General features: G+C 72.0%; 25 protein-coding genes and 1 tRNA gene. 13 read left to right on the forward strand and 13 right to left on the reverse strand.

Annotated elements, in window-relative coordinates; all coding sequences use genetic code 11:
* Positions 1-461 precede the first annotated feature (461 nt).
* From pheA to ACFQ79_RS00975, 7 genes are all read right to left on the reverse strand, one after another.
* A complete protein-coding gene (pheA, locus tag ACFQ79_RS00945; protein ID WP_055602630.1) occupies positions 462-1,397 on the reverse strand; it encodes a prephenate dehydratase in 936 nt (311 codons plus the stop codon).
* Positions 1,398-1,478: 81 nt separating this feature from the next.
* Positions 1,479-2,750: an iron uptake transporter deferrochelatase/peroxidase subunit gene (gene efeB / locus ACFQ79_RS00950; RefSeq protein WP_383578522.1), complete on the reverse strand. Its 1,272-nt coding sequence runs from the start codon at positions 2,748-2,750 to the stop codon at positions 1,479-1,481.
* 3 nt (positions 2,751-2,753) lie between these two features.
* The gene (locus ACFQ79_RS00955; protein ID WP_383578525.1) at positions 2,754-4,817 is read right to left on the reverse strand and encodes a copper resistance CopC/CopD family protein; all 2,064 of its coding nucleotides are present in this window, start codon (positions 4,815-4,817) and stop codon (positions 2,754-2,756) included.
* A gap of 45 nt (positions 4,818-4,862) precedes the next feature.
* Positions 4,863-5,330 carry a copper chaperone PCu(A)C gene (locus ACFQ79_RS00960; protein WP_383578527.1) on the reverse strand — a complete coding sequence of 156 codons (468 nt, stop codon included), beginning with the start codon at positions 5,328-5,330 and terminating at the stop codon, positions 4,863-4,865.
* Positions 5,327-6,058, reverse strand: a complete 732-nt coding sequence (locus tag ACFQ79_RS00965) for an SCO family protein (protein ID WP_383578529.1) — start codon at positions 6,056-6,058, stop codon at positions 5,327-5,329. The genes ACFQ79_RS00960 and ACFQ79_RS00965 overlap by 4 nt, the downstream gene beginning before the upstream one ends.
* 47 nt (positions 6,059-6,105) lie before the next feature.
* Positions 6,106-6,903: a YcnI family protein gene (locus ACFQ79_RS00970; RefSeq protein ID WP_383578531.1), complete on the reverse strand. Its 798-nt coding sequence runs from the start codon at positions 6,901-6,903 to the stop codon at positions 6,106-6,108.
* A 111-nt stretch (positions 6,904-7,014) separates the two neighbouring features.
* Entirely contained in the window at positions 7,015-7,809 is a 795-nt protein-coding gene (locus tag ACFQ79_RS00975) for a hypothetical protein (RefSeq protein ID WP_383578533.1), read from the reverse strand.
* A 213-nt stretch (positions 7,810-8,022) separates the two neighbouring features.
* Here ACFQ79_RS00975 and ACFQ79_RS00980 point away from each other — a divergent pair, with 213 nt between their 5' ends.
* Complete coding sequence (locus ACFQ79_RS00980) at positions 8,023-8,472, forward strand: ATP-binding protein (RefSeq protein ID WP_383578535.1); 450 nt, start codon at positions 8,023-8,025, stop codon at positions 8,470-8,472.
* A 188-nt stretch (positions 8,473-8,660) separates the two neighbouring features.
* On the opposite strand, the gene ACFQ79_RS00985 is transcribed toward ACFQ79_RS00980, so the two are convergent.
* Positions 8,661-10,121, reverse strand: a complete 1,461-nt coding sequence (locus ACFQ79_RS00985) for an aminopeptidase P family protein (protein WP_383578538.1) — start codon at positions 10,119-10,121, stop codon at positions 8,661-8,663.
* Positions 10,122-10,260: 139 nt separating this feature from the next.
* Positions 10,261-11,712 carry a PP2C family protein-serine/threonine phosphatase gene (locus ACFQ79_RS00990; protein ID WP_383578541.1) on the reverse strand — a complete coding sequence of 484 codons (1,452 nt, stop codon included), beginning with the start codon at positions 11,710-11,712 and terminating at the stop codon, positions 10,261-10,263.
* Between the two features lie 565 nt (positions 11,713-12,277).
* Between ACFQ79_RS00990 and ACFQ79_RS00995 the strand changes: the two genes are divergently transcribed.
* Both ACFQ79_RS00995 and ACFQ79_RS01000 read left to right on the forward strand, forming a co-directional pair.
* The gene (locus ACFQ79_RS00995; RefSeq protein WP_383578543.1) at positions 12,278-12,958 is read left to right on the forward strand and encodes a bifunctional DNA primase/polymerase; all 681 of its coding nucleotides are present in this window, start codon (positions 12,278-12,280) and stop codon (positions 12,956-12,958) included.
* A gap of 158 nt (positions 12,959-13,116) precedes the next feature.
* Positions 13,117-13,755, forward strand: a complete 639-nt coding sequence (locus tag ACFQ79_RS01000) for a hypothetical protein (RefSeq protein WP_383578545.1) — start codon at positions 13,117-13,119, stop codon at positions 13,753-13,755.
* Positions 13,756-13,974: 219 nt separating this feature from the next.
* Here ACFQ79_RS01000 and ACFQ79_RS01005 read toward each other — a convergent pair whose 3' ends face one another.
* The 3 genes from ACFQ79_RS01005 to ACFQ79_RS01015 form a co-directional block, all read right to left on the reverse strand.
* The gene (locus ACFQ79_RS01005; protein WP_383578547.1) at positions 13,975-14,952 is read right to left on the reverse strand and encodes a DUF5926 family protein; all 978 of its coding nucleotides are present in this window, start codon (positions 14,950-14,952) and stop codon (positions 13,975-13,977) included.
* Positions 14,953-15,339: 387 nt separating this feature from the next.
* Positions 15,340-15,942 carry an ATP-binding protein gene (locus ACFQ79_RS01010; protein WP_383578549.1) on the reverse strand — a complete coding sequence of 201 codons (603 nt, stop codon included), beginning with the start codon at positions 15,940-15,942 and terminating at the stop codon, positions 15,340-15,342.
* A 102-nt stretch (positions 15,943-16,044) separates the two neighbouring features.
* Positions 16,045-16,866: a glycerophosphodiester phosphodiesterase gene (locus ACFQ79_RS01015; RefSeq protein WP_383578552.1), complete on the reverse strand. Its 822-nt coding sequence runs from the start codon at positions 16,864-16,866 to the stop codon at positions 16,045-16,047.
* A gap of 206 nt (positions 16,867-17,072) precedes the next feature.
* Between ACFQ79_RS01015 and ACFQ79_RS01020 the strand changes: the two genes are divergently transcribed.
* Positions 17,073-18,575 carry a S1C family serine protease gene (locus ACFQ79_RS01020; protein ID WP_383578554.1) on the forward strand — a complete coding sequence of 501 codons (1,503 nt, stop codon included), beginning with the start codon at positions 17,073-17,075 and terminating at the stop codon, positions 18,573-18,575.
* A 48-nt stretch (positions 18,576-18,623) separates the two neighbouring features.
* A tRNA-Ser gene (locus ACFQ79_RS01025) sits at positions 18,624-18,711 on the forward strand.
* Between the two features lie 117 nt (positions 18,712-18,828).
* Here the strand turns inward: ACFQ79_RS01025 and ACFQ79_RS01030 are convergent.
* Positions 18,829-19,020 carry a hypothetical protein gene (locus ACFQ79_RS01030; RefSeq protein ID WP_383578556.1) on the reverse strand — a complete coding sequence of 64 codons (192 nt, stop codon included), beginning with the start codon at positions 19,018-19,020 and terminating at the stop codon, positions 18,829-18,831.
* Positions 19,021-19,400: 380 nt separating this feature from the next.
* Between ACFQ79_RS01030 and ACFQ79_RS01035 the strand changes: the two genes are divergently transcribed.
* The 8 genes from ACFQ79_RS01035 (at position 19,401) to ACFQ79_RS01070 (ending at position 25,967) form a co-directional block, all read left to right on the forward strand.
* The gene (locus tag ACFQ79_RS01035; protein ID WP_383578558.1) at positions 19,401-19,610 is read left to right on the forward strand and encodes an antitoxin; all 210 of its coding nucleotides are present in this window, start codon (positions 19,401-19,403) and stop codon (positions 19,608-19,610) included.
* A 164-nt stretch (positions 19,611-19,774) separates the two neighbouring features.
* Positions 19,775-20,299 carry an O-acetyl-ADP-ribose deacetylase gene (locus ACFQ79_RS01040; protein ID WP_383578560.1) on the forward strand — a complete coding sequence of 175 codons (525 nt, stop codon included), beginning with the start codon at positions 19,775-19,777 and terminating at the stop codon, positions 20,297-20,299.
* A gap of 434 nt (positions 20,300-20,733) precedes the next feature.
* A complete protein-coding gene (locus ACFQ79_RS01045; protein ID WP_150161174.1) occupies positions 20,734-21,039 on the forward strand; it encodes a hypothetical protein in 306 nt (101 codons plus the stop codon).
* 199 nt (positions 21,040-21,238) lie between these two features.
* On the forward strand, positions 21,239-22,405 hold the full coding sequence (locus ACFQ79_RS01050; RefSeq protein ID WP_383578562.1) for an acyl-CoA dehydrogenase family protein: 1,167 nt from the start codon (positions 21,239-21,241) through the stop codon (positions 22,403-22,405).
* Positions 22,402-23,370 carry a bifunctional MaoC family dehydratase N-terminal/OB-fold nucleic acid binding domain-containing protein gene (locus tag ACFQ79_RS01055; protein ID WP_383578565.1) on the forward strand — a complete coding sequence of 323 codons (969 nt, stop codon included), beginning with the start codon at positions 22,402-22,404 and terminating at the stop codon, positions 23,368-23,370. Before ACFQ79_RS01050 ends, ACFQ79_RS01055 begins: the two co-directional genes overlap by 4 nt.
* Position 23,371: 1 nt before the next feature.
* Positions 23,372-24,400, forward strand: a complete 1,029-nt coding sequence (locus tag ACFQ79_RS01060; RefSeq protein WP_383578568.1) for an acyl-CoA dehydrogenase family protein — start codon at positions 23,372-23,374, stop codon at positions 24,398-24,400.
* Positions 24,397-24,804: a MaoC family dehydratase gene (locus ACFQ79_RS01065; protein ID WP_383578570.1), complete on the forward strand. Its 408-nt coding sequence runs from the start codon at positions 24,397-24,399 to the stop codon at positions 24,802-24,804. Before ACFQ79_RS01060 ends, ACFQ79_RS01065 begins: the two co-directional genes overlap by 4 nt.
* A complete protein-coding gene (locus ACFQ79_RS01070) occupies positions 24,801-25,967 on the forward strand; it encodes a lipid-transfer protein (RefSeq protein WP_383578573.1) in 1,167 nt (388 codons plus the stop codon). The genes ACFQ79_RS01065 and ACFQ79_RS01070 overlap by 4 nt, the downstream gene beginning before the upstream one ends.
* Positions 25,968-25,977 lie beyond the last annotated feature (10 nt).

The following is a 25,977-nucleotide window of genomic DNA, read 5'->3' on the forward strand; positions in this document are numbered from 1 at the left end:
ACCGGATAACGTCACGCGTGTTGTCACGCATGACGTTATGCCCGAATTGATACCTGTGAGAATGCCGGGAGCCGGGCTCTGCATTTAGTTATCCACAGGCTGTGCGGAAGATCTGTGGACTACGGGGAAGATCGCGTGGATTTCCCGTCCCGGCCCTGGGAATTCCGTGATCAAACGCCATTGAGGCACTCATTTGGGTGGGAATTGCTCGCTCCAAAGAGTTGGTCGAGCGAACCGTGCTGACGAGGGCTTCTTCCCTGCGCTGTGGACAGTCGGGCGGGGTCGGTGAGTTGCTAGGGCGATTTGTCGACCTTGTCGGGGCAAGCTGTCGACTTGTCCCCAGGTCGAGCCCCGAGCCTGTGGATAACTGCTGTGGGTAAGTGAAAATACGCAGGTAGGACTAGTGGTTCGCACCTGTGGACGAACGCTCCCGCCGCCGGGAGCGTTCGGTCACCATCGGGTCAGGCCCGACCGTCCTGGGCCCTCGCCAGCCAGTCGGAGGCCGCCATGAACTCCCCGTCCGAGGTGCCGCGCCGCAGCGCCGCCACGTCCTCGACCGCCACGCCCGCCCGCGGGTACGAGCCGAGGAACCGCACCTTGGGGCAGATCCGCTTGAGCCCCATCAGCGCCTCGCCCACCCGCCTGTCCGAGATATGGCCCTCGGCGTCCACGGCGAAGCAGTAGTTCCCGATCCCCGCCCCCGTGGGCCGGGACTGGATCAGCATCAGGTTCACCCCGCGCACCGCGAATTCCTGGAGCAGTTCGAGGAGGGCACCCGGATGATCGTCACCCAGCCACAGCACCACCGAGGTCTTGTCCGCGCCGGTCGGCGCCGCCGGCCGGGCCGGCCGGCCCACCAGGACGAACCGGGTCTCCGCGTTCTCCGCGTCGTGGATCTCGGTGACCAGCGCCTCGAGGCCGTACGTCACCGCCGCGAACTCCCCCGCGAAAGCGGCGTCGAAGCGGCCCTCCTGCACCAGCCGGGCCCCGTCCGCGTTGGACGCGGCCGACTCCCACAGCGCCTCGGGCAGGTGCGCCCGCAGCCAGTTCCGGACCTGCGGCTGGGCCACCGGGTGGCCCGTCACGGTCTTGATGTCCGACAGCTTGGTCCCCGGGCGCACGAGCAGCGCGAAGGCGATCGGCAGGAGCACCTCGCGGTAGATCATCAGCGGCTCGCCGGAGGCCAGCTCGTCGAGGGTCGCGGTCACCCCGCCCTCGACCGAGTTCTCGATCGGGACGAGAGCGGCGGCCGCCTCCCCGTTCCGTACGGCGTCGAGCGCGGCCGGGACCGAGACCATGGGGACGAGTTCCCTCGTCGCGGCCTCGGGCAGCGTACGCAGCGCGGCCTCCGTGAAGGTGCCCTCGGGGCCGAGATACGTGTACCGGGTGGCGGACATACCGTCACCCTAATGGGCCCCGGAGCCGCGGGCCGCCCGCCCGACGGGACACGCGTGCCCGCCGGCGGGCGACCCGGCAGGTCAGGACTCCAGGAGCCGCTGTCCCACGTACTCGCCCTCGGCGGGGCCGCCCGGGACCGCGTAGAGGCCGCTGGACTCGTGCCGGATGAACGCGGACAGCGCGTCGCCCCGGTCGAGCTTGCGCTGCACGGGCACGAAGCCCCGCAGCGGGTCGGCCTGCCAGCAGACGAAGAGGAGACCGGCGTCCGGCGTCCCGTCGGGAGCGATCCCGTCGTGGAAGGAGAACGGCCTGCGCAGCATCGCCGCCCCGCCGTTCTGTTCGGGGGCGGAGATACGCGAGTGGGCGTTGTCCGGGATGACCGTCGTCCCGTCCGGGCCGCGCATGTTCAGGTCGAGCTCGCTGCTCTCGCTGCCGCCGGTGAGCGGTGCCCCGTCGGACTTCCGGCGCCCGATCACCTTCTCCTGCCGGTCGAGCGGCAGCTTCTCCCAGTCGTCGAGCAGCATCCGGATCCTTCGCACCACCGCGTACGAGCCGCCGGCCATCCACTCCGTCGCGTCCCCGGTGCCCGCCGGAACGAAGATCCGCCGGTCGAAGTCGGGATCGGTCGCCTTCGGATTGCCCGTGCCGTCGATCTGGCCCATCAGGTTGCGGGCCGTCATCGGCTTCGCGGTGGCACCGGCCGAGCGGTTGAAGCCGTTCATCTGCCAGCGCACCCGGGCCGCGTCGCCCGCGTCCTTCTGGAGTGCCCGCAGCGCGTGGAAGGCGACGAGCGCGTCGTCGGCGCCGATCTGCACCCACAGATCGCCCTCCGAGCGCCGCGCGTCCAGCGCGTCGGCGGAAAAGGCGGGCAGCGGGTCGAGCGCGGAGGGGCGGCGCGCGGTGAGCCCGGTCCGGTCGAAGAACGTACGGCCGAAGCCGAAGGTGACCGTCAGGGAGGAGGGGCCCGCGTCGAGCGCCACTCCGGTGTCCCCGGCCGGGGCCTTGCCCGCCATCAGCGCCTCCGCTGTCACCGACCAGCGGCGCAGCAGGGCCGTCGCCTCCTTGCGGCCGGCGCCCGGGGCGAGGTCGAAGGCGATCAGATGCCCGCGGGACTGCGAGGGCGTGGTGATGCCCGCCTGATGTTTCCCGTGAAACATCACCTGGGTCGAGCCGACCGTGGTCAGTGCCGGGGTGCCGTCGGTTCCGGCCCCGTCGGTGGTCCCGCCGTCCGAGCCGGCCGTGGTGACGCCGACGCCGCCTGCCGCACCGATGACGAGTCCGGCGGCGCCCGCCGCGCCGACGGTGCCGAGCAGTCGTCGCCGGGAGATCTCAAGAGTGTTGTTCTCGGTCAAGGATCAGCCGATCTTCACGTTCTTCTCGATGGTGGTCTGGTCGATCTCGGACGTCCGGACGGTGACCTGGATACGCCACTCGCCGGGCATCGGGATCTGGACGCCACTGGCGCTCCAGTGCCCGGTCTGGATCCGGTCCGGGGCGACGGGCAGCGGGCCGACGTCCTTCGCCTCAAGCGTGAGGGCGACCTTGATCTCGGGCACGTCCAGCGGCTTTCCGTTGGGCCGTTCGACGAAGAGGTGGAGTGCGTTGGCGCCGGTGCGGCCGGGGTCGAGGCTGAGCCGGACGATTCCCTTGCCGTCGACGCCGCCGGTGTCGAAGGGCAGCCGGATGTCGACGGGCCGGTCGGGCACGGCGGCCGGGCCGGAGGCGGCGGTCCCGCCCCGCCCCGCCTCCTCCTCGGTGCGGCCGGGTTCGGTCGAGGTGAGGACGGTGGTGACGGCGAGGAGCACGACGGCGACGGCGGCCTCGGTCAGCACCGAGCGGCGCAGACCGGCCCGCTCGGGGTCGGCGTCCCGCTCCCGCTTGCGCCGCGCGGTGGCGACGGCGGCCCGCTGCCGGGCGAGCTGAGCGGCCCGTTCGGGGTCGGCGGGATCGGCGGTCTCGGCGTCCTCGGCGGTCCGCCCGGCCCCGGTCGCGTCCGCCGCTTCCGCGCCCGCCTTGTCGGCCTCGTCGGAGCCCTCGGCGCTGTCGGCCTTGTCGGCCTCTTCGGCCCCGGCCTGTTCCGATGCCTCGGCCTGCTCGGCCTGCTCGGCCTGCTCGGCCTGCTCGGCCTGCTCGGCTTCCTCGGCTTCCTCGGCTTCCTCGGCTTCCTCGGCCGGCTTCGGGTCGGCCAGGCGCTGGGTCCAGCGGCGCGATATCCAGGCGATGCCGATCAGCACGCACATCAGGCCGATCTTGACGAGCAGCAGCTGCCCGTAGCGGGTGCCGGTCAGCGCGGACCAGGAGCCGACCTGGCGCCAGGACTGGTAGAGCCCGGTGGCCGCGAGGACGGCCACGGAGCCGAAGGCCACCTTGGAGAAGCGCTCGATCGCCGAGCGGTCGACGGACGGCGCCTTGTAGAGGGAGACGAGCAGCACCGTGAGACCACCGAGCCAGGCGGCGACGGCCAGCAGGTGCAGGATGTCGACGGGCATGGCGATCCCGGGCTGGATACCCGTCGAGGCGTGCTCGGCCAGTGCCCAGGTACCGGCGATGCCGGCGGCGACGACGGTGCCGCCGAGGCCGAGCCCGAAGGCGAGGTCCTTCCGCTCCTTCGGGTCGGTCCGCCGGGCGTAGGCGCCGAAGAGGACGGCCACGAAGAGCGCGGCCGCGCCGAGCAGCAGCAGCCGGGAGGTGAGCGCGGCGCCGGTCTTCGTCTCCAGGACGGCCTTCAGACCCGCCAGGTCGAAGGCGTCGGAGAGCTCACCGGAGCCGGTGTACGGACTGCGCAGCAGCAGCATGACGAGGGTGGCGCCGGTGAGGGTCAGCCACCCCCGGACCACGGTCTGCTGGACCGGGCGGACGCTCGCGCCGCGCGGCCAGCAGGCCAGGACGAAGGCGCCGCCGCCGACGAGGACGGCGAACCCGGCGTACGAGACGTAGCGCGCGATGCCGTAGAGCGTGCCGACGAGACCGCCGCCGGCCGTCCGGTCGGGCAGGGCGACGGATGTCGTGGAGGGGGCGCCGATGGAGAAGGTGAAGGCGCCGGAGATGGGGTGGCTGTCGGCCGAGACGGTCTGCCAGGCCACGGTGTACGTGCCGTCGGGCAGCCCGGCCCGGAGCGCCACCCCGTAGCGGACGATCGAGCCGCTGCAGAGGTCGAGGATCTCGCCGGTGTCGGCCCGCCGGCCCGCCGGGTCGAGGACCCGGATCGAGTCGGCGCTCATGGCGACCTGCTCGGAGAAGGTGAGGTTGACCTCCTTGGGAGCGGTGGCGACCACCGCCCCGTCCTTCGGATCGCTTCCGGTCAGCGCCGCGTGCGCGGACGCGGGGGCGGCACCGGCGAGCAGCGTGCCGAGCAGCGCGGCCGCGAGGATCAGCAGCCGGGCCAGGGCGGTACCGAGGCGCGGGGCGGTGGTTGTCATCTTCCGGTTCACTCCGTCAGTTCTGTGAGAACTCCGTCAACGCGCTCAGTGCTGCTGCGGGTTGTGGTTGGCGGCTTCGACGGGAAGGTCGACCTTGATCGGGTCGGACTTCTCGAAGTGGAGCTCGATGCTGACCTTCTCGCCCTGCTTGGGCTTGTTCTTCAGCTCCATGAACATGATGTGGTTGCCACCGCGGGCGAGGTTCAGCTCTCCGTTCGCGGGGATGTCGAAGGACTTCACCTCCTGCATCTTCTGGTTCTTCGTCTCGTGGATCGTGACGTCGTCGGAGATGGCGCTGGTGACCGAGGTGAGCTTGTCCGCGGTGCCGCTGTCGTTCTTGATGGTGAGGAAGCCGCCGGCCATGTCCATCACCGGCTGCGGCATGAACGCGCCGCTGACCTTCAGATCGGGCTTCCCGTCCTCGGACGCCTCGGACGAGGACGAACACCCGGTCAGTGCGAGCGCGGCGGCGAGCGCCACGGCGGCGGACAGGGTGGTGGTGCGGCGGTTCACGGGTTCTCCCCCTTGATGAGCTTCGGCAGGTCCTTGGCGTAGTCGTCGACGCTCGTGTCCTCGCCGTACAGGACGTAGCCCTGGTCGGTCGTCGGCGAGAAGGCGATCACCTGTGCGCCGTGCATGGAGACGACCTTGCCGTTCTCCTTCTTCGGCGGGTCGATGCCGATGCCGATCTGCCGCGCCCCCGCCTGGATGGTGGCGAACGAGCCGGTGAGACCGGTGAAGGAGGGGTCGCCCGCGGCGGGCAGCCACTTGGCCAGCTCGGCCGGGGTGTCCCGCTCGGGGTCGGTGGTGACGAAGACGACCTGGAGCTTGTCCTGGTCGGCCTTGGGAAGCTGCTTCTTGGCGATGGCGATGTTGCTCATCGTCATGGGGCAGACGTCGGGGCAGTGCGTGTAGCCGAAGTAGATGAGCGTCGGCTTGCCCTTGGTCCGCTCCCGCAGGTCGTACTTCTGGCCCTTGGTGTCGGTGAGGACGAGGCCGGGCTTGGTGAACGGCCGGTCGAGGACGGTCGCGGCCTTGGTGGTGTCGTCACCGCCGGAGACCACGGCGACCGAGCCGGAGCCGCCGGCCGGGGATGTGCCGTCGTCGCCGCCGAGGCCGACGGCCGCGGTGATGCCGATCGCGGCGACGATCGCGACCGCGGCGACGATCAGCGGGGTGCGGCGCCCGGGACGGGCGGGGCCGTCCCCGGGCTTCGGAGAGGGTGTCTTCTCTGCGGACATGCTGGTTCTTTCCGCTTCTTTCCGGATTCTCTGGTGGGGTGCGGCCGTCAGGCCGAGCGGCGGCGGCCGGCGAGGACACCGAACGCGACGCCGGCGATGCCGACGAGGATGCCGATGACGCCGAGGATCCGGGCCGTGGTGTCGGAGGAGTCGGCGGCGGCCGTCTCCTTCTTCGCGTCGGCCTTGTCGTCGTGGCCGGCCTTCTCGTCGTGCCCGGCCTTCTCGTCCGTCGCGGTGGAGGCGGAGGCGGACGGGGCGGCGGCGCCACCGTGGTGGTCGGCGGAGGCGGCGGAGAGCTTCAGGACGGGGGCGGGGTTCTGCGGCTCCTCCGCGCCCTCCTTCTGCTCCTCGATCCAGCGCACGACCTCCTTGTTGTCGTACGTCTGGATCGCCTTGAGGACCAGCTGGTCGGTGTCCTCGGGCAGCTGGCCGAGGGAGAGCGGGAACTGCTGGAACTGGCCGGGGCCGATCTTCGAACCGTCGGCGGTCCACGTCACCTTGGAGACGGCCTCGTTGATCGTCTTGCCGTGCAGCTCCAGCGGCTTGCTGAGCTTGCTCTTGGTCACCTCGGCCTTCCAGCCGGGGACGGGCTGCGGCATGACGGAGGCCAGCGGGTGGTCGAGCGGGAAGTTGACCTCGAGCTTCACGGTGGAGGCGTTGTCGCGCTCGTTCGGGACCTTGATGTTGACGGTCGCGTAGCCGCCCTTGGCGGCCTCGCCCTGCGGCTGCACGCTCACGTGCGCGAACGCCGTGCCCGACAGCAGCACGACGGAGGAGAGGGCGATGCCACCGGCGAGGGCGACCCGGGTGGCGGAGACACGGGAGGAGACACGGGAAACGGTCATGGCAGAAGACACTCCAGCTCGGAGAAGGACGAGGGAGTCCGGCGCGCCGGGGGACGGACCCTGGACCGGCGTGCGGACGAGCACGGCCCCGCTCCCGGTGAGCGGTCCGTGTCAGGCTGCGAGAACGCAGTCGGCGGCCGGCGGGCCCCGCCTGATCACCGTGTGCAGGAGTGCCTCGGCCACCGGTGGCGGCGAGGAGTCGAAGGCCGTGCGGACCGTTCGCCGCGGCCCCGTGCCGGGTGCCGCCGCAAGACCGTTGAGCAGCGCCCGTACGAGCCGGAGCGCGGCCCGCAGCGAGCGGACGAGGGCGCACTCGGCGAGCTCCGTGGCCCCCTGCTCGGAGAGTTCGACGAGTCGGCCGAGGGCCCGGTCGCCGCGGCGCAGCAGCCAGCCCGTGGCCAGGGCTGCCAGCAGATGACCGAGGAGCATGGGCAGACCGGGCAGCAGCTCACCGGCGGGCGCGGTCGCCGCGGCGGCCGTGTGTCCGAGGTGGGCGTGGGCACCGGACTGCGCGGTGGCCGGGTCGAGCCCGGCGTCGCGGATGACCCTGGTGGCGTCGGCGGAGGTGAGGGACGAGGTCCCCGCGCCGCAGACGAGCCGCGCCGCCATCCGTACGAGGGCGTCGTCGGCCTGGGCGCTCAGGCCGAGCTGGCGCTGGCCGAGGCCGAAGAGGGCGTGCAGCCCGAGCTGTCCGCCGGCGAGGGCGCCGACGACGAAGCCGAGCGAGCGTTCCCGTCCGGCGAAGAGGACCATGATGCCGAAGACGCCGAGGAATCCGGCGAGCAGCGTCCACAGGGCGATGCCCGCACAGGCGGCGATGGCGTGCCCGAGCGCGGACAGCACGACGCAGACCGCGGTGAACACCGCGGCCCTCAGCAGCCGTGGAGCGAGCGCGGGGGCATTCATGGCGGGCCCATCATCGCACCACGGGCCCCACCGGTATGAGGCAGGTCCAGAAGGTCGTTCTTGGGGCTCTTGCGGGTCTTCGAGGTGACATACACCGGCGCACGGGCCCGGTGCATCCGCCGATCGAGCGCTCTTGACGCGTTCCTGTGCTTACGAAGGGGTCTGCCCGGCAATAGGTATCGGTATGTCGAGCCGCTGCCGGGAGGCTGGAGCATGAGCATCTGGTGGTCACTCCATCTGCGGCGCGAAGCCGCGAGCGTGCCCCTCGCCCGAAGGCTTCTGATGGGCACGATGGAGACGGCGGGTGTCGATCCCGACGTGTCGTACGAGCTGTCGGTCGCGCTGACCGAGGCGTGCGCGAACGCGGTCGAGCACGGCGGCGACGGTTCCGACGGGTCGGGCGCGGCCGGCAGGGCCTATCGGGTGACGGCGTACCTGGACGGCGAGACCTGCCGGATCGAGGTGGCGGACTCGGGTCCCGGTTTCCCCGGCGCCGAGCTGCCCGCCGCGCCGTCGGACGCCGAGCACGGCCGGGGGCTGCGCCTGATCGAGGAGCTCGCGGACCACGTGCAGTTCGGCAACCGCTCGGGCCGGGGCGGCGTGGTGGTCAGCTTCGACAAGATCCTGAAGTGGAAGGACAGCCCTTCCCTGCTCATGGCGTGAGCACACGTGCCGCACCGGTGGCGGTGCTGATGGCGTGAGCACACGAGCCGCACCGGTGGCTGCTCATGGCGTGAGTACCCCTGCCGCACCGGTGGCGGTGAGGGACGCGCTCCCCCGCGCCGACCGTACGGGGAAGGGCCCCCGCCGGTCGGTCGGCGAGGGCCCTTCGGTTCCAACGTACGCGGACGTCAGCCCTTCAGCGCGGCCATCCACGCCTCGACCTCGTCGGCGTGGCGCGGCAGCCCGTCCGAGAGGTTCCGGTTGCCGTCCTCGGTGACGAGGATGTCGTCCTCGATCCGGACGCCGATGCCGCGGTACTCCTCCGGCACGGTCAGGTCGTCGGCCTGGAAGTACAGACCCGGCTCGACGGTCAGGCACATGCCCGGCGCGAGGGTCGTGTCGACATAGGCCTCGGTGCGCGCGGCGGCGCAGTCGTGGACGTCCATGCCGAGCATGTGACCGGTGCCGTGCAGGGTCCAGCGGCGCTGGAGGCCGAGCTCCAGGACGCGCTCGACCGGACCCTCGACGAGGCCCCACTCGACGAGCTTCTCGGCGAGGACGCGCTGCGCGGCGTCGTGGAAGTCGCGGTAGGCGGCGCCGGGCTTCACCGCGGCGATGCCGGCCTCCTGCGCCTCGTACACGGCGTCGTAGATCTTGCGCTGGAGCTCGGTGTACCGGCCGTTGATCGGCAGGGTGCGGGTGATGTCCGCGGTGTAGAGCTCGGTGGTCTCCACGCCGGCGTCGAGCAGCAGCAGGTCGCCGGAGCGGACGTCGCCGTCGTTGCGCACCCAGTGCAGGGTGGTGGCGTGCGGGCCGGCGGCGCAGATGGAGCCGTAGCCGATGTCGTTGCCCTCGACGCGGGCGCGGAGGAAGAAGGTCCCCTCGATGTAGCGCTCGCTGGTGGCCTCGGCCTTGTCGAGGACCTTGACGACGTCCTCGAAGCCGCGGGCGGTGGAGGCGCAGGCCTTCTCCAGCTCGGCGATCTCGAAGGAGTCCTTGATGAGGCGGGCCTCGGAGAGGTAGACGCGGAGTTCCTCGTCGCGCTCGGCGGTGACCTTGTCGGTCAGCGCGGCCTCGATGCCGGCGTCGTGACCGCGGACGTTGCGGACGGGGCCGGTGGCCTCGCGCAGCGCCTCGGCCAGCTCGCGGACGTCCTTCGCGGGGACGCCGAGGAGCTGCTCGGCCTCGGTGAGGGAGTGGCGGCGGCCGACCCACAGCTCGCCCTGGCCGTCGAGCCAGAACTCGCCGTTCTCACGGTCGGAGCGCGGCAGCAGGTAGATCGTCGCCCGGTGGCCGCTCTTCGTCGGCTCCAGGACGAGGACGCCGTCCTGGGTCTGGTCGCCGGTGAGGTACGCGTACTCGGTGGAGGCGCGGAAGGCGTACTCGGTGTCGTTCGACCGGGTCTTCAGCTTGCCGGCGGGGATCACCAGGCGCTCGCCCGGGAAGCGGGCGGACAGTGCCGCGCGGCGCTCGGCGGTCTTGCCGGCCTGGGCGATCGGCTCCAGACCGCGCAGCTCGGTGTCGGCCCAGCCGGACTTCATGTTCTCGGCCAGCTCGTCGGAGACGCCCGGGTACAGGCCGTTCTTCCGCTGCTTGATCGCCTGTTCCTCAGTCTCTTCCGGGGTCTCCGGCGTGAGCTCCTCGGCCACGGGTCTGCCTCCTCTTGGTACGACACTGAACCCCCACCATCGTACGGTCGTACGGAAGGGGGCCCAGGGCCGGAAGACCCATTACCGGAATGTCACGCTCCGCTTACGTGTACCCACGCGCGCGGCCGCCCCGCGCCGCTCAGTCGAAGCGGGCGGCGAGCAGGACCACGTCCTCCCCGTCCACGGTGGTGTCGAGGCCTGCGGGCAGCATGGTCCGCAGGACGTGGTCGGCGACGGCGCCCGGGTCGCCCCGGTCCGCCTTCGGCACGCTCGACGCCGCCGCGTGGAGCCGAGCGAAAGCCCGGTCCATGGCGTCGCCGGTACGGCGAAGCAGCCCGTCGGTGTAGAGAAGCACCGTTTCTCCGGGCTCCGGGGACAGCTCCACGCTCGGCGCCTCCCAGCAGGACAGCATCCCGAGCGGGGCCGAGAGCGAGGTCTCGACGAACTCGGTGCGCCGCTCCCCGATGACCAGCGGCGGCGCGTGCCCGGCGCCGGCGAGGACGATCCGGCGCCGCGCCGGTTCGGCGTACGCGAAGAGCGCGGTCGCCGAGCGGGCCGGTTCGGTGAGCCGGAGCAGGAGCTCCAGGTCGGAGAGGACGGCGACGGGGTCCTCGCCCTCCATCACCGCGTACGCGCGCAGGGAGGCGCGCAGCCGCCCCATGGCCGCGAGCGCGCTCGGTCCGGTGCCGGAGACCGAGCCGACGGCGAGACCGAGGGCGCCCTCGGGCAGCGGCAGCGCGTCGTACCAGTCGCCGCCGCCCCGGGGGCCGGTGCGGTGGCGGGCGGCGAGCTGGACGCCGGGGACGCGGGGGAGACGGCTGGGGAGCAGTTCCTCGGCGATGGTGGCGACCTGCACGCGGGCGCGCTCGACCTGGAGGAGGCGGGCGAGGTGCTCGGTGGCGAAGCGGCCGTAGAGCCCGATGAGGTGGCGCTGGCGGTCGGTCGGCTCCGCGGGCTCGTCGTAGAGCCAGACGGCGGCGCCGAGCCGGCCGGCCTCCTCGGTGGCGAGGGGGAGGGCGTAGCTGGCGGCGTAGCCGAGGCGGGCGGCGACCTCGCGGTGGCGCGGGTCGAGACCTTCCTCGGTGCGGACGTCGCGGATGGCGATCGGATCGGGGACCCGCTCGGGATGCACCGGATCGGGGAGGCCGTCGAGGAGGCGGCCGTAGCTGCTGGTGCCGCGCGGGACGGTCTCGATCGTGCCGAGGTCCGAGTGGGCGAGGCCGAGGCCGATGGTGGAGGCGGGGCCGAGCCCGTCGGCCGGTTCGAGGACGGCCATGCCGCGGCGGGCCCCGACGAGGGCGGCGCCGGCGCCGAGGACCTCGCGGAGGGCCTCGTCGAGGGAGGCGGTCCTGATGAGGCGCTCGGTGAGTTCGTGGAGGGTGGTGAGGTCGGAGACCCAGGCGGCGAGCCGGTCCTGGATCAGCGCTCCCGGTGGGGAGACCGGATCGGAGGGTGCTGCCGCCGCGGGGACCCCGGGGAGGGGCGCCGTAGTGTGCGGGGGCCCGGGAACCGTGGAATCGATTCCGGCCACTTTCGGCATGTGTGGGGCGCTCATGTCAGTCGGCTTTCCGACCGGTGCGTTTGACGCCATAGCATCGCAAACCCCCATGTCATTCTGAGCCGCTCGATGCATCCACATGTACACGCACAAGAGGAACGATGTCCAGCATTGTCCCCACGGGACTTGTGGTGTCCGTGAGCTCGTGCGAGAGGGTTGAAGTCCTGGCGAAGTTGGCCGAAAATTGTCCCCGGTGTGCACCTTTTGCGGTCGACTGGCGTCGTTTGAAAGCGCGTCATTCCGAGCGTGCTGGGTACGTAATCGGTGACAGGCAGGGGCAGTTGGAGCTGCCCCGGAACGCGACGCGGAACCCCGGCGTCTTACATGCCGCAGGCCGCAGCCCGTCACCGAGTGGCGGGGAACGTGTTCTGACCCGCCCCTGGTGCTGACCTGGCTCCACCTCGTTCTGACCTGGCTCCACCTGGTACTGAACCGCTCCATCTGGTTTCCACGTGGTTCCACCTGGTTCCGGCACGGCCGGCCCCGCTCCGACAGGGCCCGCCATCCCGCCGACCCGGTACGCGCTGATACGCACGGTGAAGTGTCCTGCACATGGTGTGATGTGGATTCGGCGTTCAACGGAAAGGAACGAGCGCTCATGCGCGAGATCCTCGGAAGGCGACGCAGGCTCCGGTTCCGGCGCAAGGCGAGGACCGCCCGGCTCGACGCGGCGATCACCTTCGCCGTCGAATGGGACTGGCCCGTCCTGCCGGGAGCGGGCCTGAGAGCGACGACCCGCACGTCCGCGGGGGCCGCGTGCTCCTGCCCCGACCCCGAGTGCGTGGTGCCCGGCGCGCACCCCTACGACCCCGGACTGCTCGCGGCCACCACGGACGAGCGGATGATCCGCTGGTGGTGGACCCGGCGCCCGGACGCCCCGGTGGTGCTCGCCACGGGCGGCGGCGCGCCCTGCGCGGTCAGCCTGCCCGCGGTCGCGGGAGCGCGGGCGCTCGCCGCGCTCGACGCCATGGGCATGCGGCTCGGCCCGGTGGTCGCGACCCCGACGCGATGGTCGATCCTCGTGGCCCCGTACGGCCTCGAACGGCTCGGCGAGCTGCTGTACGCGAAGGACAGCGTCCCCAGCTCGCTGCGCTTCCACGGGGAGGGCGGCTATCTGCTCCTGCCGCCCTCGGTCGCCGGGACCGGACAGGTCCGCTGGGAGCGGGCCCCGCTCACGGGCTCGGCCCGGCCGTGGCTGCCGGACGTGGAGGCGGTCGTCGACGCCCTGGTGGAGGCGAGCACGAGCACGCCGGGCGGCGGGAGCCGGCTGGCGTACTGAGGGGCGGCGTCCCGAGCGGGACGCCCTTCACCCGAACGGGTGTGTCCTGGTCCGACTTGTACGGGAAACGGGCGCGCGGCCGGCCGCGCGCCCGTCTGCCGCCGCTATGTTCACCCCACCGTTCAAGATCTCCAGCCGAGCAGGAGCAGGTGGGGCGCATGGGTCCGGTGAACCTCCGCGTGGTGGGACTCGGGGCCGCCGTCACGGTCGCCGTGCTGCTGCCGCTGGTCGCGATGGCGGGGCCGACGGGCGAGCCCGTGGCGGGTGGGTCCGCACGGCAGGCGGGTGAGGCCGGCGCGGCCGACGCCGACGCGAAGCCCGGGGACCTGCTGAAGGGGCTCGGCCTGGGTTCCCGTTCGGAGCCCGCCGCCGATCCGGCCACCCCTGACTCCCCCAACACCCCCGTCACTCCCCGTAACGCCGCCGCCGCTCCGGCGTCCCCGGAGCGGGTCACGAACTGTGGGCCGGAACTCGCCTCTCCCGAGGGGGTCGAGGCGCAGACCTGCGTCCTGGCGGAGGGTCCCGACACCTGGGGGCGTACGTACTACCGGAACGCGACCGGCCAGAATCTCGACGCGTTTCTGACCCTCATGGCACCCGGCGGGCGGACCGTACAGGTCCGCTGCCCGGTCGCCGCGCAGGACGAACCGGGAACCTGTGAAACACCAAGGGAGCGGGGCCAAGGGGTGGCCACGGCCTATACGGCGGTAGCGGAATTCGCCGGTGCCGGCGAGGGGGGCAACACTCCGCTGCTGCTGCGGGCGGGCAGCAACACGGCGGGCAGCGAAGGAAGTTGAGCGTCGGCGCCCCGGACCTGCCGGAGGCGGACATGGAAAGGCCCGATCGCTGGCGACGGGGGATGCACCAGCGACCGGGCTTCCAGAACGGTAACAAGAGATCTGCTGTTCGCAAATTCGATCTCGGTTATTCGGACAGGGATTTACCCGTCCGCAGACCGGGTTGTGGCGGAAGTCACCGACTGGTCGGTCTGTCAGTCACCGATACCACGCGGGGTATCAGCTGAGAGTCACCTGACGGTTCGTGAGGCCGCCACGCGCGCGCCGCTCCTCCGCGGTGAGCGGAGCGTCCGAGGCGAGCGCCTCGGTCAGCCGCTCGGCGAACTCGGCGGCCGGCTTCTCGCACTCCTCGGCGGTCATCGCGGTCGGCAGGTCCCAGACCGGCACCATCAGTCCGTGCGCGCGGAACGAACCGACGAGGCGGGTGCCCGCGCCGATGGAGGTGCCGCCGGCGGCCTGGAGGCGGGCGAGCGCGTCGAGGAGCTTCTCCTCCGGGTACGGCATGACCCAGCGCAGGTGGTTCTTGTCCGGGGTCTCGCACCAGTACGCCGCGTCGACGCTCGCCAGCTTCACGGTCGGGATCGCGGCCGCGTTGGCCCGCTCCAGGGAGGCGGCGACCTCCGGGTCTGCGCCGTCCGAGGACTGCGGGATCCAGAACTCGAAGCCCGAGTGGACCTCCGGGGCGAACGCGGCGTCCGCGTCGAGCAGGTCCTGCAGACGCGGGCCCTCCGCCGGGACGCGGCGCGGCGGGACCGGGGTGCCCGGCTCGGTCTCCAGGGCGCGCTGGAGGGTGTCGGCGAGGTCGCGGGCGAGGTCGCCGGAGGTGGAGTCGTTCTGCAGGGCGAGCAGGACGGAGCCGTCGTCACGGCGGAGCGCGGGCCACGCCATCGGCAGCACGGTCGCGAGCGTCACGGAGGGAACGCCCTCCGGGAGCCCGCCCTTGAGGGTGAGCGGCACGGTGGCGGCGGGCACCAGCTCGCGCAGCGCGACCCAGTCGCACTCACCGGCCAGGCCCTCGAAGGGGCGCTGGACGAGCTCGGTCACGGCGTGCGCGGCGGCCCGGCCGTGACACGCCTTGTAGCGGCGGCCCGAACCGCACGGGCACGGCTCGCGCGCCCCGACGACCGGGATCTCCCCGTTCGTGACCTGTGCCTGACCGGTCTTGCCGGCCTTCGTCTGGGGGCGCTTCTTGGCCATGGTGTGGCTTTCTCCCGATCGCGGCGGTGCGGTGCTTGTTCCGGGCGCGAGCCTAGCCGCACCGCGCACCGACGCCCTTCAGGCGGGCCGCTGCCCCTGGGAGGGGGCGCGGCCACGGGGCGCCGTGCGGGGCCGGAACCGCCGATCGCCGTGCGCCGCCGGAACCCCCGTACGGCGCCGGGATCAGCGGCTGCGGCCGGGATCCTCGTACGGCGCCTGGCTCAGCGGCCGCGGTCGGGATCCTCGTACGGCGCCTGGCTCAGCGGCCGCGGTCGGGATCCTCGTATCTCGTATGACGTCGATCCGGGTTGTCGTGCGAGGCGGATCCGGTTGTCATGCGAAGCCGATCCGGGTGGCGTGCGAAGCCGATCCGGCCGTCGTACGTCGTCAATCCAGGTCGTCGTACGCGTCCAGGATGTCGAAGCGGGAGCCGCCGCCGACGCGGGACGCGAAGTCCTCGCGGCGGTGGCCCTCGGTCACCACCACCCAGACCGTGACCTCGCCGGTCGCGCTGTCCCGTACGCCCCAGTCCTGGGCCAGCGCGCTGATGATGTTCAGCCCGCGGCCGCCTCGTGCGGTGACCGACGGCGTCGCCGGAACGGGCCGGGTCGGACCGCCTCCGTCCGTGACCTCGACTCTGAGGCCGCCCGCCGGGTCCACCCGCCACGCCGCCCGTACATCCCCGTCGCCCCGATCCGCGTGCCCCAGCGGCCTGCCGTACCGGCAGGCGTTGCTGAGCAACTCGGAAAGGATCAGCACCGCGTCGTCGACGACCGATTCGGACACCCCGCTGCGGTACAGCTCGTCCCGCATCCGGTGTCTCGCCTCACCCACGCCCGCAGGGCCATGGGGTACGGCCATGCTCGACGACGTGGGCACCTCCTGTGCCACCACCAACGCCACCCCCGAGACCTCCTTTGCCCCACGCCACCGTGTGAATGCCCCAATGGCCTGGACCGGAAACCGGCCAGTCCGTGTGCGATGAGGCACTCGTGACGATCGCGTACGCGCGGAACGCGCCGGTGCACTCCCTGTAAGCCCTGTGAAGCTTTGTGGCGCAAGGGAAAGAGGGGGCCTGAGACGCTGAAACGCTCAGTCGCGGCGCAGCTGGGAGAGCACCTGCTTGGGGCGGTTGGTGATGATCGCGTCCACACCGAGGCGCTCGCAGAGCTCGACGTCCTCGGCCTCGTCCACGGTCCAGACGTGAACCTGGTGCCCGGCCTTCTGGAGCCGCAGGATCACGGCCGGGTGGTGGCGGACGATCCGGATCGACGGCCCGGCGATGCGCGCGCCCGCGGGGAGCCGTCCGTCGCGCAGCCGCGGCGAGACGAACTGGGCGAGGGAGACGGTGGGGAGGGTCGGGGATGCGGCGGCGATCCGGTGCAGCGAGCGGGCCGAGAAGCTCATGACGCGTACGGGGGATTCGGCGGGGGACGCGGGCGCGTCCAGGCCGAAACGCTTGAGGAGCTGGAGCAGCCGCTCCTCGACCTGGCCCGCCCAGCGGGTGGGGTGCTTGGTCTCGATGGCCAGCTCGACCCGGCGCCCGGCGTCGGAGACCAGCTCCAGGAGCCGCTCCAGGGTGAGGACGGAGGTGTACCCGGGGTCGCGCCAGTCGGGGCTCTCTCCGGAGTCGTCGCGGCCCTTCCAGGTGCCGAAGTCGAGGGTGGCGAGATCGGCGAGTTCCAGGGCGGAGACGGCGCCGCGGCCGTTCGACGTGCGGTCGACGCGGCGGTCGTGGACGCAGACGAGATGGCCGTCGGCGGTGAGCCTGACGTCGCATTCCAGGGCGTCGGCGCCGTCCTCGATGGCCTTCACATAGGCGGCCAGAGTGTGTTCCGGTGCGTCCTCGGAGGCTCCACGGTGGGCGACGACCTGGAGGGGGACGCTGTTCGGGTGCTGCCGTGCGTGAGTCACGGCGTCATGGTGCCATTGGCGGGGCGGAGCGGGCACACCGGAAGCTGTCCGTTCTGTCCGTATATAAAGGTAGGGGGGTGAACGCACAGCTCCGCCTTACAGCGGCCTGACGTCCTGTGGGAAAAGCTGGTGCAGCACCCTGGATCCCGTAGGTGACCAGTAGGTACCACCACCCCACCCCGCGCAGTCAACGAGGAGAGCGAGCTGTGAGCACCGAGAACGAGGGCACGGCGGTACCGGCGGACCACCCGGTTGCCCCGTCCACTCCGTCCACCCCTCCGACGCCTCCGACGCCTCCGACGACTCCCTCGGCGTCGGTGCCGGCCGCCGAGCCGGCCCCCGCGCCCACCCCGTCGGACGCCCCGACGGTCGCGCAGTCCCCGGTCCCGGAGGCGCCCCCGGCCCAGGCCCAGGCCCAGGCCCAGGCCCCGGCCCCGGCCCCGGCCCCCGCGCCGGAACCGACCGCGACCGTGCCCACCCCCACCCCCACCCCGGCCGCCGCGGGAGCCGGCTGGCCGCCGCCCCCGCCGACCGTGCCCGCCTGGGGCGCCCCGCTCCCGCCCGCGCCCGCCGCCCCCGCGGCGCCGCGCCGGCGGACCGGCGGCCTGGTGGCGGCGGTCCTGGTCGCGGCGCTCGTCGCCGGTGGCATCGGCGGTGGCATCGGCTACTGGGCCGCCCAGCGAGGTGACGAGGGCGTGAGCTCCACGACGGTCTCCTCGGGCGAGGCCCCGGCGTCGTTCAAGCGCGAGCCCGGGACGGTCGCGGCGGTCGCCGCGAAGGCGCTGCCGAGCGTGGTCACCATCCAGGCGAAGTCGGGCGGTTCGCAGGGCGAGGGCGGCACGGGCACGGGCTTCGTGTACGACCAGGAGGGCCACATCGTCACCAACAACCACGTGGTGGCGTCGGCGGCGGACGGCGGCACGCTGTCCGTGACGTTCCCGGACGGCAAGTCGTACGACGCGGAGGTCGTCGGCCGGGCCGAGGGCTACGACGTGGCCGTACTGAAGCTCACGAACGCGCCGAAGGGGCTGAAGCCGCTGCCGCTCGGCGACTCCGACAAGGTGGCGGTCGGCGACTCGACGATCGCGATCGGCGCGCCCTTCGGGCTGTCGAACACGGTGACCACGGGCATCATCAGCGCCAAGAACCGCCCGGTCGCCTCGGGCGACGGTTCGGGCGGCAGCAACTCGTACATGAGCGCTCTGCAGACGGACGCGTCGATCAACCCGGGCAACTCGGGCGGGCCCCTGCTCGACGCGAGCGGCGCCGTCATCGGCATCAACTCGGCCATCCAGTCCACCGGTAGCGGCTTCGGCCAGTCCCAGGCGGGCTCGATCGGCCTGGGCTTCGCGATCCCGGTGAACCAGGCGAAGAACGTGGCCCAGCAGCTGATCAGGACGGGCAGGCCGGTGTACCCGGTGATCGGCGCGACGGTGAACATGCAGGAGCAGGGCGAGGGCGCGACGATCGCCTCCCAGGGCTCGGGCGGCACCCCGTCGGTGACCCCCGACGGTCCGGCGGCGAAGGCGGGGCTGAAGGCCGGTGACGTGATCACGGGCTTCGGCGACCACCAGATCGACAGCGGTCCCTCCCTGATCAGTGAGATCTGGACCCACAAGCCGGGCGACCAGGTCAAGATCACCTACGAGCGCGACGGCAAGACCTCCACGGCCACGGTCACCCTCGGCGAACGCACCGGCGACAGCTGACCGGCTAGGCTGTCCCCCGCGCCGCACGTGGACACACCGCCGGCGCGGGGTGGGTTGCCCGAGCGGCCTAAGGGAACGGTCTTGAAAACCGTCGTGGCGCGAGTCACCGTGGGTTCAAATCCCACACCCACCGCCAGATGAAACGGCCCCTGACCAGGAAACTTCGTCGGGGGCCGCTTCGGTGTCTGCGCACCGTGATCGCCCGGTGTTCCCCGAGGTTCCCTGCTCGATCGGGCACGGGAGTGGCACGCTTCTAGTCGTCGAGCCATGGGCCCCGGGTGATCTGCTTGTGAAGGTGCTCGTCCAGACAGCTCAGGTGGGACCAGACGAATTGCGTGCTCTGTTCCCCGGCCCGCGTGATCTCCAATGTGACGCCATCACCACAAGGGCCGACGTCAGTGGCTTCCATGCAGAACGCGCAGCTCACTCGCTCCTCGGTGCTCATCTGGCGAATGTAGCCCGAGGCATGCGGATTGAGTTCGGTGGAGGGTCTGGGCCTTGAGCTGTCAGTGCCCTCCGGCGCCGTCGGGGCATTGAGCACTTCCTTTGAACGACGCGGTCATCAGCCACGACGAGACCGGTACCGAGCGGCGCGACCACACCGGCCGACGTCCCATCGCGGTAGCAGCTGCTCCCCGCCAGCCCATTCCCGGCATTGCGGTCGCCTCACGCACCCGTCGTCCGTGACGGCGGGGGTACGCAGCCCGGCCTGACAACAGCACTCTTTCTCATCCTGTGGGGTCCTTCCGGGCCGTCTCTGCGGATGCGGGACCCGGGTGGTGCCGTGATGCTGGAAGAGCTGGAACAGTGGCTAGGAGGGCCAGGATGTCTGTGTTCGACAAGCTCAAGGGAATGCTGAAGGGCCACGAGGATCAGGCCTCCAAGGGCATCGACAAGGCCGGCGACCACGTCGACGGGAAGACGCAGAGCAAGTACAGCAGCCAGGTCGACACCGCCCAGGAGAAGCTCAAGGAGCAACTGGGAGGCACGGGACAGCAGCCGGACTCTCCGCCCCAGCCCCCGCCGCAGCAGTAGCGAGAGGCGCGAAGCGACCGTCAGGGCGCCCCGGGTCGGTATCCGGGGCGCCCTTTCGGGATCCGGACCCGCGGCCGTGACGCACTTCTCGGGATGCGGTGGGGCGGGTTCCTCGGGTTTCATGGGGCGTCGGAGTGGCGGGGGCCGGACGAAGGAGCGTGGCCGTGGTGCGGATCGTGCTCGTGCAGGGGGACATCACCGCCGAGGCCGCCGACGCGATCGTGAACGCCGCCAACTCCTCGCTGCTGGGCGGCGGCGGGGTCGACGGCGCCATTCACCGCAAGGGCGGCCCCGAGATCCTCGCCGCCTGCCAGGACCTGCGCCGCTCGCACTACGGCAAGGGGCTGCCCACCGGGCAGGCCGTGGCGACCACGGCGGGGCGGTTGCCGGCCCGGCACGTGATCCACACGGTCGGCCCCGTCTGGTCGCGCGACGAGGACCGGTCGGAGCTGCTGGCCTCCTGCTACCGCGAATCCCTGCGGGTCGCCGACGAGTCGGGCGACCGCACGGTGGCGTTCCCCGCCATCTCCACCGGGATCTACGGCTGGCCGATCGACGACGGCGCCAGGATCGCCGTGCGGACGGTACGAGCCACCCCCACCGACGTGGAGGAAGTCCGGTTCGTCCTCTTCGACGCCCCGGCCTACGCGGCCTTCGAGGCGGCTGCGGGGGAGCGGGACGTTCCGTAGCCCCGAGTCTCCGCTCCCGGCCTCTGCTCCCGGGCCTCCGTAGGTCGAACCTTCTTCTCGTTCTGTCCGTGCGTTCGGTTTCTGCGTGCCGGGGACGCGCCGCCGCGATCTTCGGGCGGGGAGATTGGCGGAAAATCTGCCGGAACGCTTCCTCTCTTGGGGCGTACGGCTGCCGCTGTCCTGAATGCCCTTCCCCCCGGGTGAGCTGGGCCTTTGATCGATGCCGCCGGGTTTATCTGCTTGTCCTCACGCTTGCGGGGGAATCGGGCAGTCCGGGGTGGTTCGCCGGGGATTCGGTGGGCAACTCTGGATTCGCGACGTCGAGCACGAACGACCGGGGCGGTCGGCCAACTGCCTTGGACATGGCCGTACTTCAGAGCACTTCAGAGCAGTTCCGTGCACAGCACCAGCTTTCAGTTCCCGGAGGAACAGACATGGCAAGCATCCGTACCGCCCGCATCCTCGCCGCTGCCGCCGCCCTGCCCCTCGCCGCCGCGCTCTTCACCGGGGTGGCCCAGGCCGACAACGGTGGTTTCGCGGACGACGGATCGAACACGAGCGTCGCCACGATCATCGGCAGCGGCGTGGGCGGGGACAACTTCGGCAACTCGACCACGACGCAGCAGGTGGCGACCGGTTCCGGTGCCTCCAACCAGAACAACACGGCGAGCGTGAACGGCTCCGCCTTCACCCACATCGCCCAGAACAACGCGGTGGTCAACTTCCACCCGTGGTGGTGACCACCCCAGCACGGCAGCCGGCCCGACGGGGGGCGTGACCGCGGTGTGAACGACGGCCTGCGCGGCGGTACTTCGGTACCGGCGCGCGGGCCGTCCTTCGTGCGTCCACGGGCGCGCGCGGTCGGTCGTCGACCTTGACAGGAACGCCGAATCTGACGGACAGTCAGAAACCTCAGTCGTTCCACGGGAGGCCGTCGCCGTGCACCTCGCCCCGACCGAGCGGCAGCTGCGGCTGCGCGCCGAACTCCGCGCGTACTTCCGGGACCTGATGCCCGACGGTCCGCCGCCCGCCGCCGACGCCGACGCCCAGCGCCGGCTGCTCCGCCGGATCGGCGCCGACGGGCTCCTCGGTCTCGGCTGGCCCGAGGAGTACGGCGGTCAGGGCCGCGGTCCCGACGAACAGTTCGTCTTCTTCGACGAGGCGTACCGCGCGGGCGCCCCCGTCTCGATGGTCACGCTCAACACCGTCGGCCCCACCCTCATGGCCTATGGCACCGAGGAGCAGAAGGCCTTCTTCCTGCCCCGGATCCTGCGCGGCGAGACCGTCTTCGCCATCGGGTACAGCGAGCCCGAGGCCGGCACGGACCTCGCCTCCCTCCGGACCCGCGCCGTCCGCGACGGCGAGTCCTGGCTGATCGACGGCCAGAAGATCTTCACCTCCAACGCCCAGAACGCCGACTGGATCTGGCTCGCCTGCCGCACCGATCCCGACGCGCCTCCGCACCGGGGCATCTCGATCGTCCTCGTCCCCACCGACGCCCCCGGCTTCTCCTGGACCCCGATTGCGACCGTGGGCGGACTGACGACCACGGCCACCTACTACGACGGGATACGGGTCCCCGCCGGGAACCTCGTCGGGCCCGAGCACGGGGGCTGGGGGCTCATCACCAGCCAGCTCAACCACGAGCGGGTCGCGCTCGCCGCGATCGGCATGCAGGCCGAGGACTTCTTCGCCGCCGTGCTCGACCGGGCCCGTACCCCCGATCCGGTGACGGGCAGGCGTCGTATTGACGAGCCGTGGGTGCGGATCCGAGCCGCCGAAGCCCATGCCCGGCTGGCCGCGACACGCCTGCTGAACTGGCGTTTGGTGGCAGATGTGGGGGCCGGCCGGCTGGCCCCGGGGGACGCGAGCGGCGTGAAGTTCGTGGGAACCGAATCGGCGGTGGAGGTGTATCGAATATGTCAGGAGATCGCGGGTGGGCCGGGGACGGTGCGAGCGGGGTCGCCGGGGGAGTTCGACGGCGGTGAGCTGGAGCGCATGAACCGGGCCGCGCAGATCAACACCTTCGGGGGAGGGGTGAGCGAGGTGCAGCGCGAGATCGTCGCGAGGATGCGGCTCGGCATGAAGGCGAGGGGCCGGCGATGACCCTCACACGGAGCCAGGACGGGCCGGACCCGTCGCCGGACGGGCTGTACGAGCGGCTCGCGGAGTTCGCGGGGCGGTCCGCCGCGACGGCCGGCACCGGCAAGGACCCGGTCAACCTGCCCATGATCCGGCACTGGTGCGAGGCCATGGGGGACGACCACCCCGCCTACCGGGGGCCCGACGCCGTCGCGCCGCCCACGATGCTCCAGGCCTGGACGATGGGCGGTCTCTCGGGGCACACGGACCGCTCCTCCGCCCACGAGGAGCTGTTCGCCCTCCTCGACGGGGCCGGATACACGTCGGTGGTCGCGACCGACTGCGAGCAGGAGTACCTGCGGCCGCTGCGCCCCGGCGACGAGGTCACCTTCGACACCGTCATCGAGTCCGTGTCGGCCCTCAAGACCACCAAGCTGGGGTCGGGGCACTTCGTCACCACCCGGACCGACGTCCGTGCCGGCGGGCAACTGGCCGGCACCCACCGCTTCCGCATCCTCAAGTACGCGCCCGTCACCCGCCCGCGCAGGCCGGACCCCACCGCGGGGAGCGGGGCGAAGCAGCCGAAGCCCCGGCGGCCCCGGCCCGTGGTCAACCGGGACAACGCCGGATTCTGGGAGGGCGTGGCCGCGCACCGGCTGCTCATCCAGCGCTGCGGCGACTGCGCCGTGCTCCGTCTCCCCTGGCTGCCGGGGTGCGCCGACTGCGGTTCGCCGGAGTGGGACACGGTCGAGGCGAGCGGCGCCGGGACGGTCTACTCGTACGTGGTGATGCACCACCCGTCCTTCCCGGCCTTCGACCCGCCGTACGCGGTGGGTCTCGTCGAACTCGCCGAGGGCGTACGGATGATCAGCAACGTGGTGGGGGTGCCGTACGACAAGGTGCGGATCGGGATGCCGGTGCGGCTGGAGTTCCTGCGGGTCGACGAGGAGCTGGAGCTTCCCGTCTTCCGCGCGGGAGGGGAGGACTGACATGGACTTCACCCCCACCGAGGAGCAGGAGGCGGCCCGCGAGCTGGCCGCCCGGATCTTCGCCGACCTCGCCACCCACGAGCGGCTCAGGACGGCCGGCACCGGCAGCGACGCGGAGCTCTGGAAGGCCCTCTGCGCCGCCGGGCTGCCCGGCTCCGTCGAGGAGACCGGTCTGCTCGGCCTGGTCCTCCTCCTGGAGGAGCAGGGACGCGTGACGGCCCAGGTGCCGTTCGCCGCGACCTGTGTGTACGGGATCCTCGCCGTCGCCCGGCACGGCACGGAGGAGCAGCGCGCCCGGCTCCTGCCCGGACTCCGCGACGGTACGACGGTGGTGACGGGAGCCTTCCCGGCGACCGGGACGGTCACCTCGCGCGGGGGGCGGCTCGGCGGGGCCGTGGACTGGGTGCCGTGGCTCAGGGACGCCACCCATGTCCTGGTCCCCGACGAGGACCGTGCCCTCTGGCTGGTCCGCACCGAGGACGCGGCCCGCGTCGATCCCGTCGAGCTCACCGCGCCCTGGTCCGCCGGCCGGCTCGTCCTCGACGGGGCCGCCGCAGAGCGGCTCGGGGCGGGCGGCGCCTACGAGGACGTGCTCGCCTCCGCCCGGATCGCCTTCGCCGGACTGCAGGCCGGTGTCTGCGCCGGATCGCTCGCCAGGGCCGTGGAGTACACCTCCGTGCGGGAGCAGTTCGGACGCCCGCTCTCCACCCGTCAGGCGGTACAGCTGCGGGCCGCCGACGCGCACATGGACACCGAGACCATCCGGGTCACCGCCTATGAGGCCGCCTGGCGCCACGACCAGGACCTGGACGTCCGCGGGGCGGCCCTGACCGCCGCCTGGTGGGCCTCCGAGGCGGGGAAGCGGGTCGTGCACGCCGGGCAGCATCTGCACGGCGGCATGGGCGCGGACCTCGACCACCCCGTGCACCGGCACTTCCTGTGGGGCAGACAGCTCGACGCCCATCTCGGCTGCGGTACCGAACTCCTCGCCGAACTCGGCGACCTGCTCGCTCAAGGAGACCTCTCATGAAGCCCGGCACGGAGAAGCTCGTGGAGCCCGGGGACGAGCTGCCGCCGCTGACGATCCCGATCACCCGCACCCTGATCGTCGCCGGGGCCGTCGCCTCCCGCGACTACCAGGACGTGCACCACGACGCCGAACTGGCCCGGGAGAAGGGCTCCCCGGACATCTTCATGAACATCCTCACGACCAACGGCCTCGTCGGCCGCTACATCACCGACCACTTCGGCCCGCGCGCCGTCCTCCGCAGGGTCGCCATCCGGCTCGGCGCCCCCAACCACCCCGGCGACACGATGGTGCTGACCGGCACGGTCACCGAGGTCGACGGGGACACCGCACACGTCCGGGTCGTCGGTGCGAACGGGCTCGGACACCACGTCACGGGGACGGTCACCGTGGAGGTGCCGCGATGAGCCTCCGCACCCGGGACGGCCTCGGCGGCCGGGCGGCCGTGGTGGGCATCGGGGCCACCGAGTTCTCCAAGGACTCGGGCCGCAGCGAGCTCTCGCTCGCCGTCGAGGCGGTGCGCGCGGCCCTCGACGACGCCGGGCTCGCCCCCGCCGACGTCGACGGCATGGTCACCTTCACGATGGACACCAACCCCGAGATCACCGTCGCCCAGGCGTCCGGCATCGGCGAGCTGTCCTTCTTCTCCCGCGTCCACTACGGCGGCGGGGCAGCGTGCGCCACCGTGCAGCAGGCCGCGCTCGCCGTCGCCGCCGGGGTCGCGGAGGTCGTCGTCTGCTACCGGGCGTTCAACGAGCGCTCCGGGCGGCGCTTCGGCTCCGGGGTCCAGCAGCGCGAGCCCTCCGCCGAGGGCGTCGCACTCGGCTGGCAGCTGCCCTTCGGGCTGCTCACCCCGGCCTCCTGGGTCGCGATGATCGCCCAGCGGTATCTGCACACCTACGGGCTGACCCCGGACGCCTTCGGGCATGTCGCCGTCACCGACCGGCGCCATGCCGCCCGCAACCCCGCGGCCTACTTCCACGGGAAGCCGATCACCCTCGCGGACCACGCCGCCTCGCGCTGGATCGTCGAACCGCTCCGGCTCCTCGACTGCTGCCAGGAGACCGACGGCGGCCAGGCGATCGTCGTCACCTCAGCCGAGCGCGCCCGCGACCTGCGGCGTCCGCCGGCCGTGATCCTGGCGGCGGCGCAGGGCGCCGGCCGGAAGCAGGAGGCGATGACCAGCTTCTACCGGGACGAGCTGACGGGACTTCCGGAGATGGGGGTCGTGGCCCGGCAGCTCTGGCGGAGCTCCGGCCTCGCGCCGGGCGAGATGGACGTGGCCATCCTCTACGACCACTTCACCCCGTTCGTGCTCATGCAGTTGGAGGAGTTCGGCTTCTGCGGTCCGGGGGAAGCCGCCGATTTCGTCGCGGCGGACGCGCTCCCGCTGAACACCCACGGGGGGCAGCTCGGTGAGGCCTATCTGCACGGCATGAACGGCATAGCGGAGGCGGTCCGACAGCTGCGCGGGACCTCCGTGAACCAGATACCCGGGGCGGAGCGGACCTTGGTCACGGCGGGCACGGGGGTTCCCACGTCCGGGTTGATCCTGGGCACGGACGGCTGAGGAGACGGCC

This window comes from Streptomyces sp. NPDC056480 (genome assembly GCF_042795405.1).
Taxonomy (GTDB): domain Bacteria; phylum Actinomycetota; class Actinomycetes; order Streptomycetales; family Streptomycetaceae; genus Streptomyces.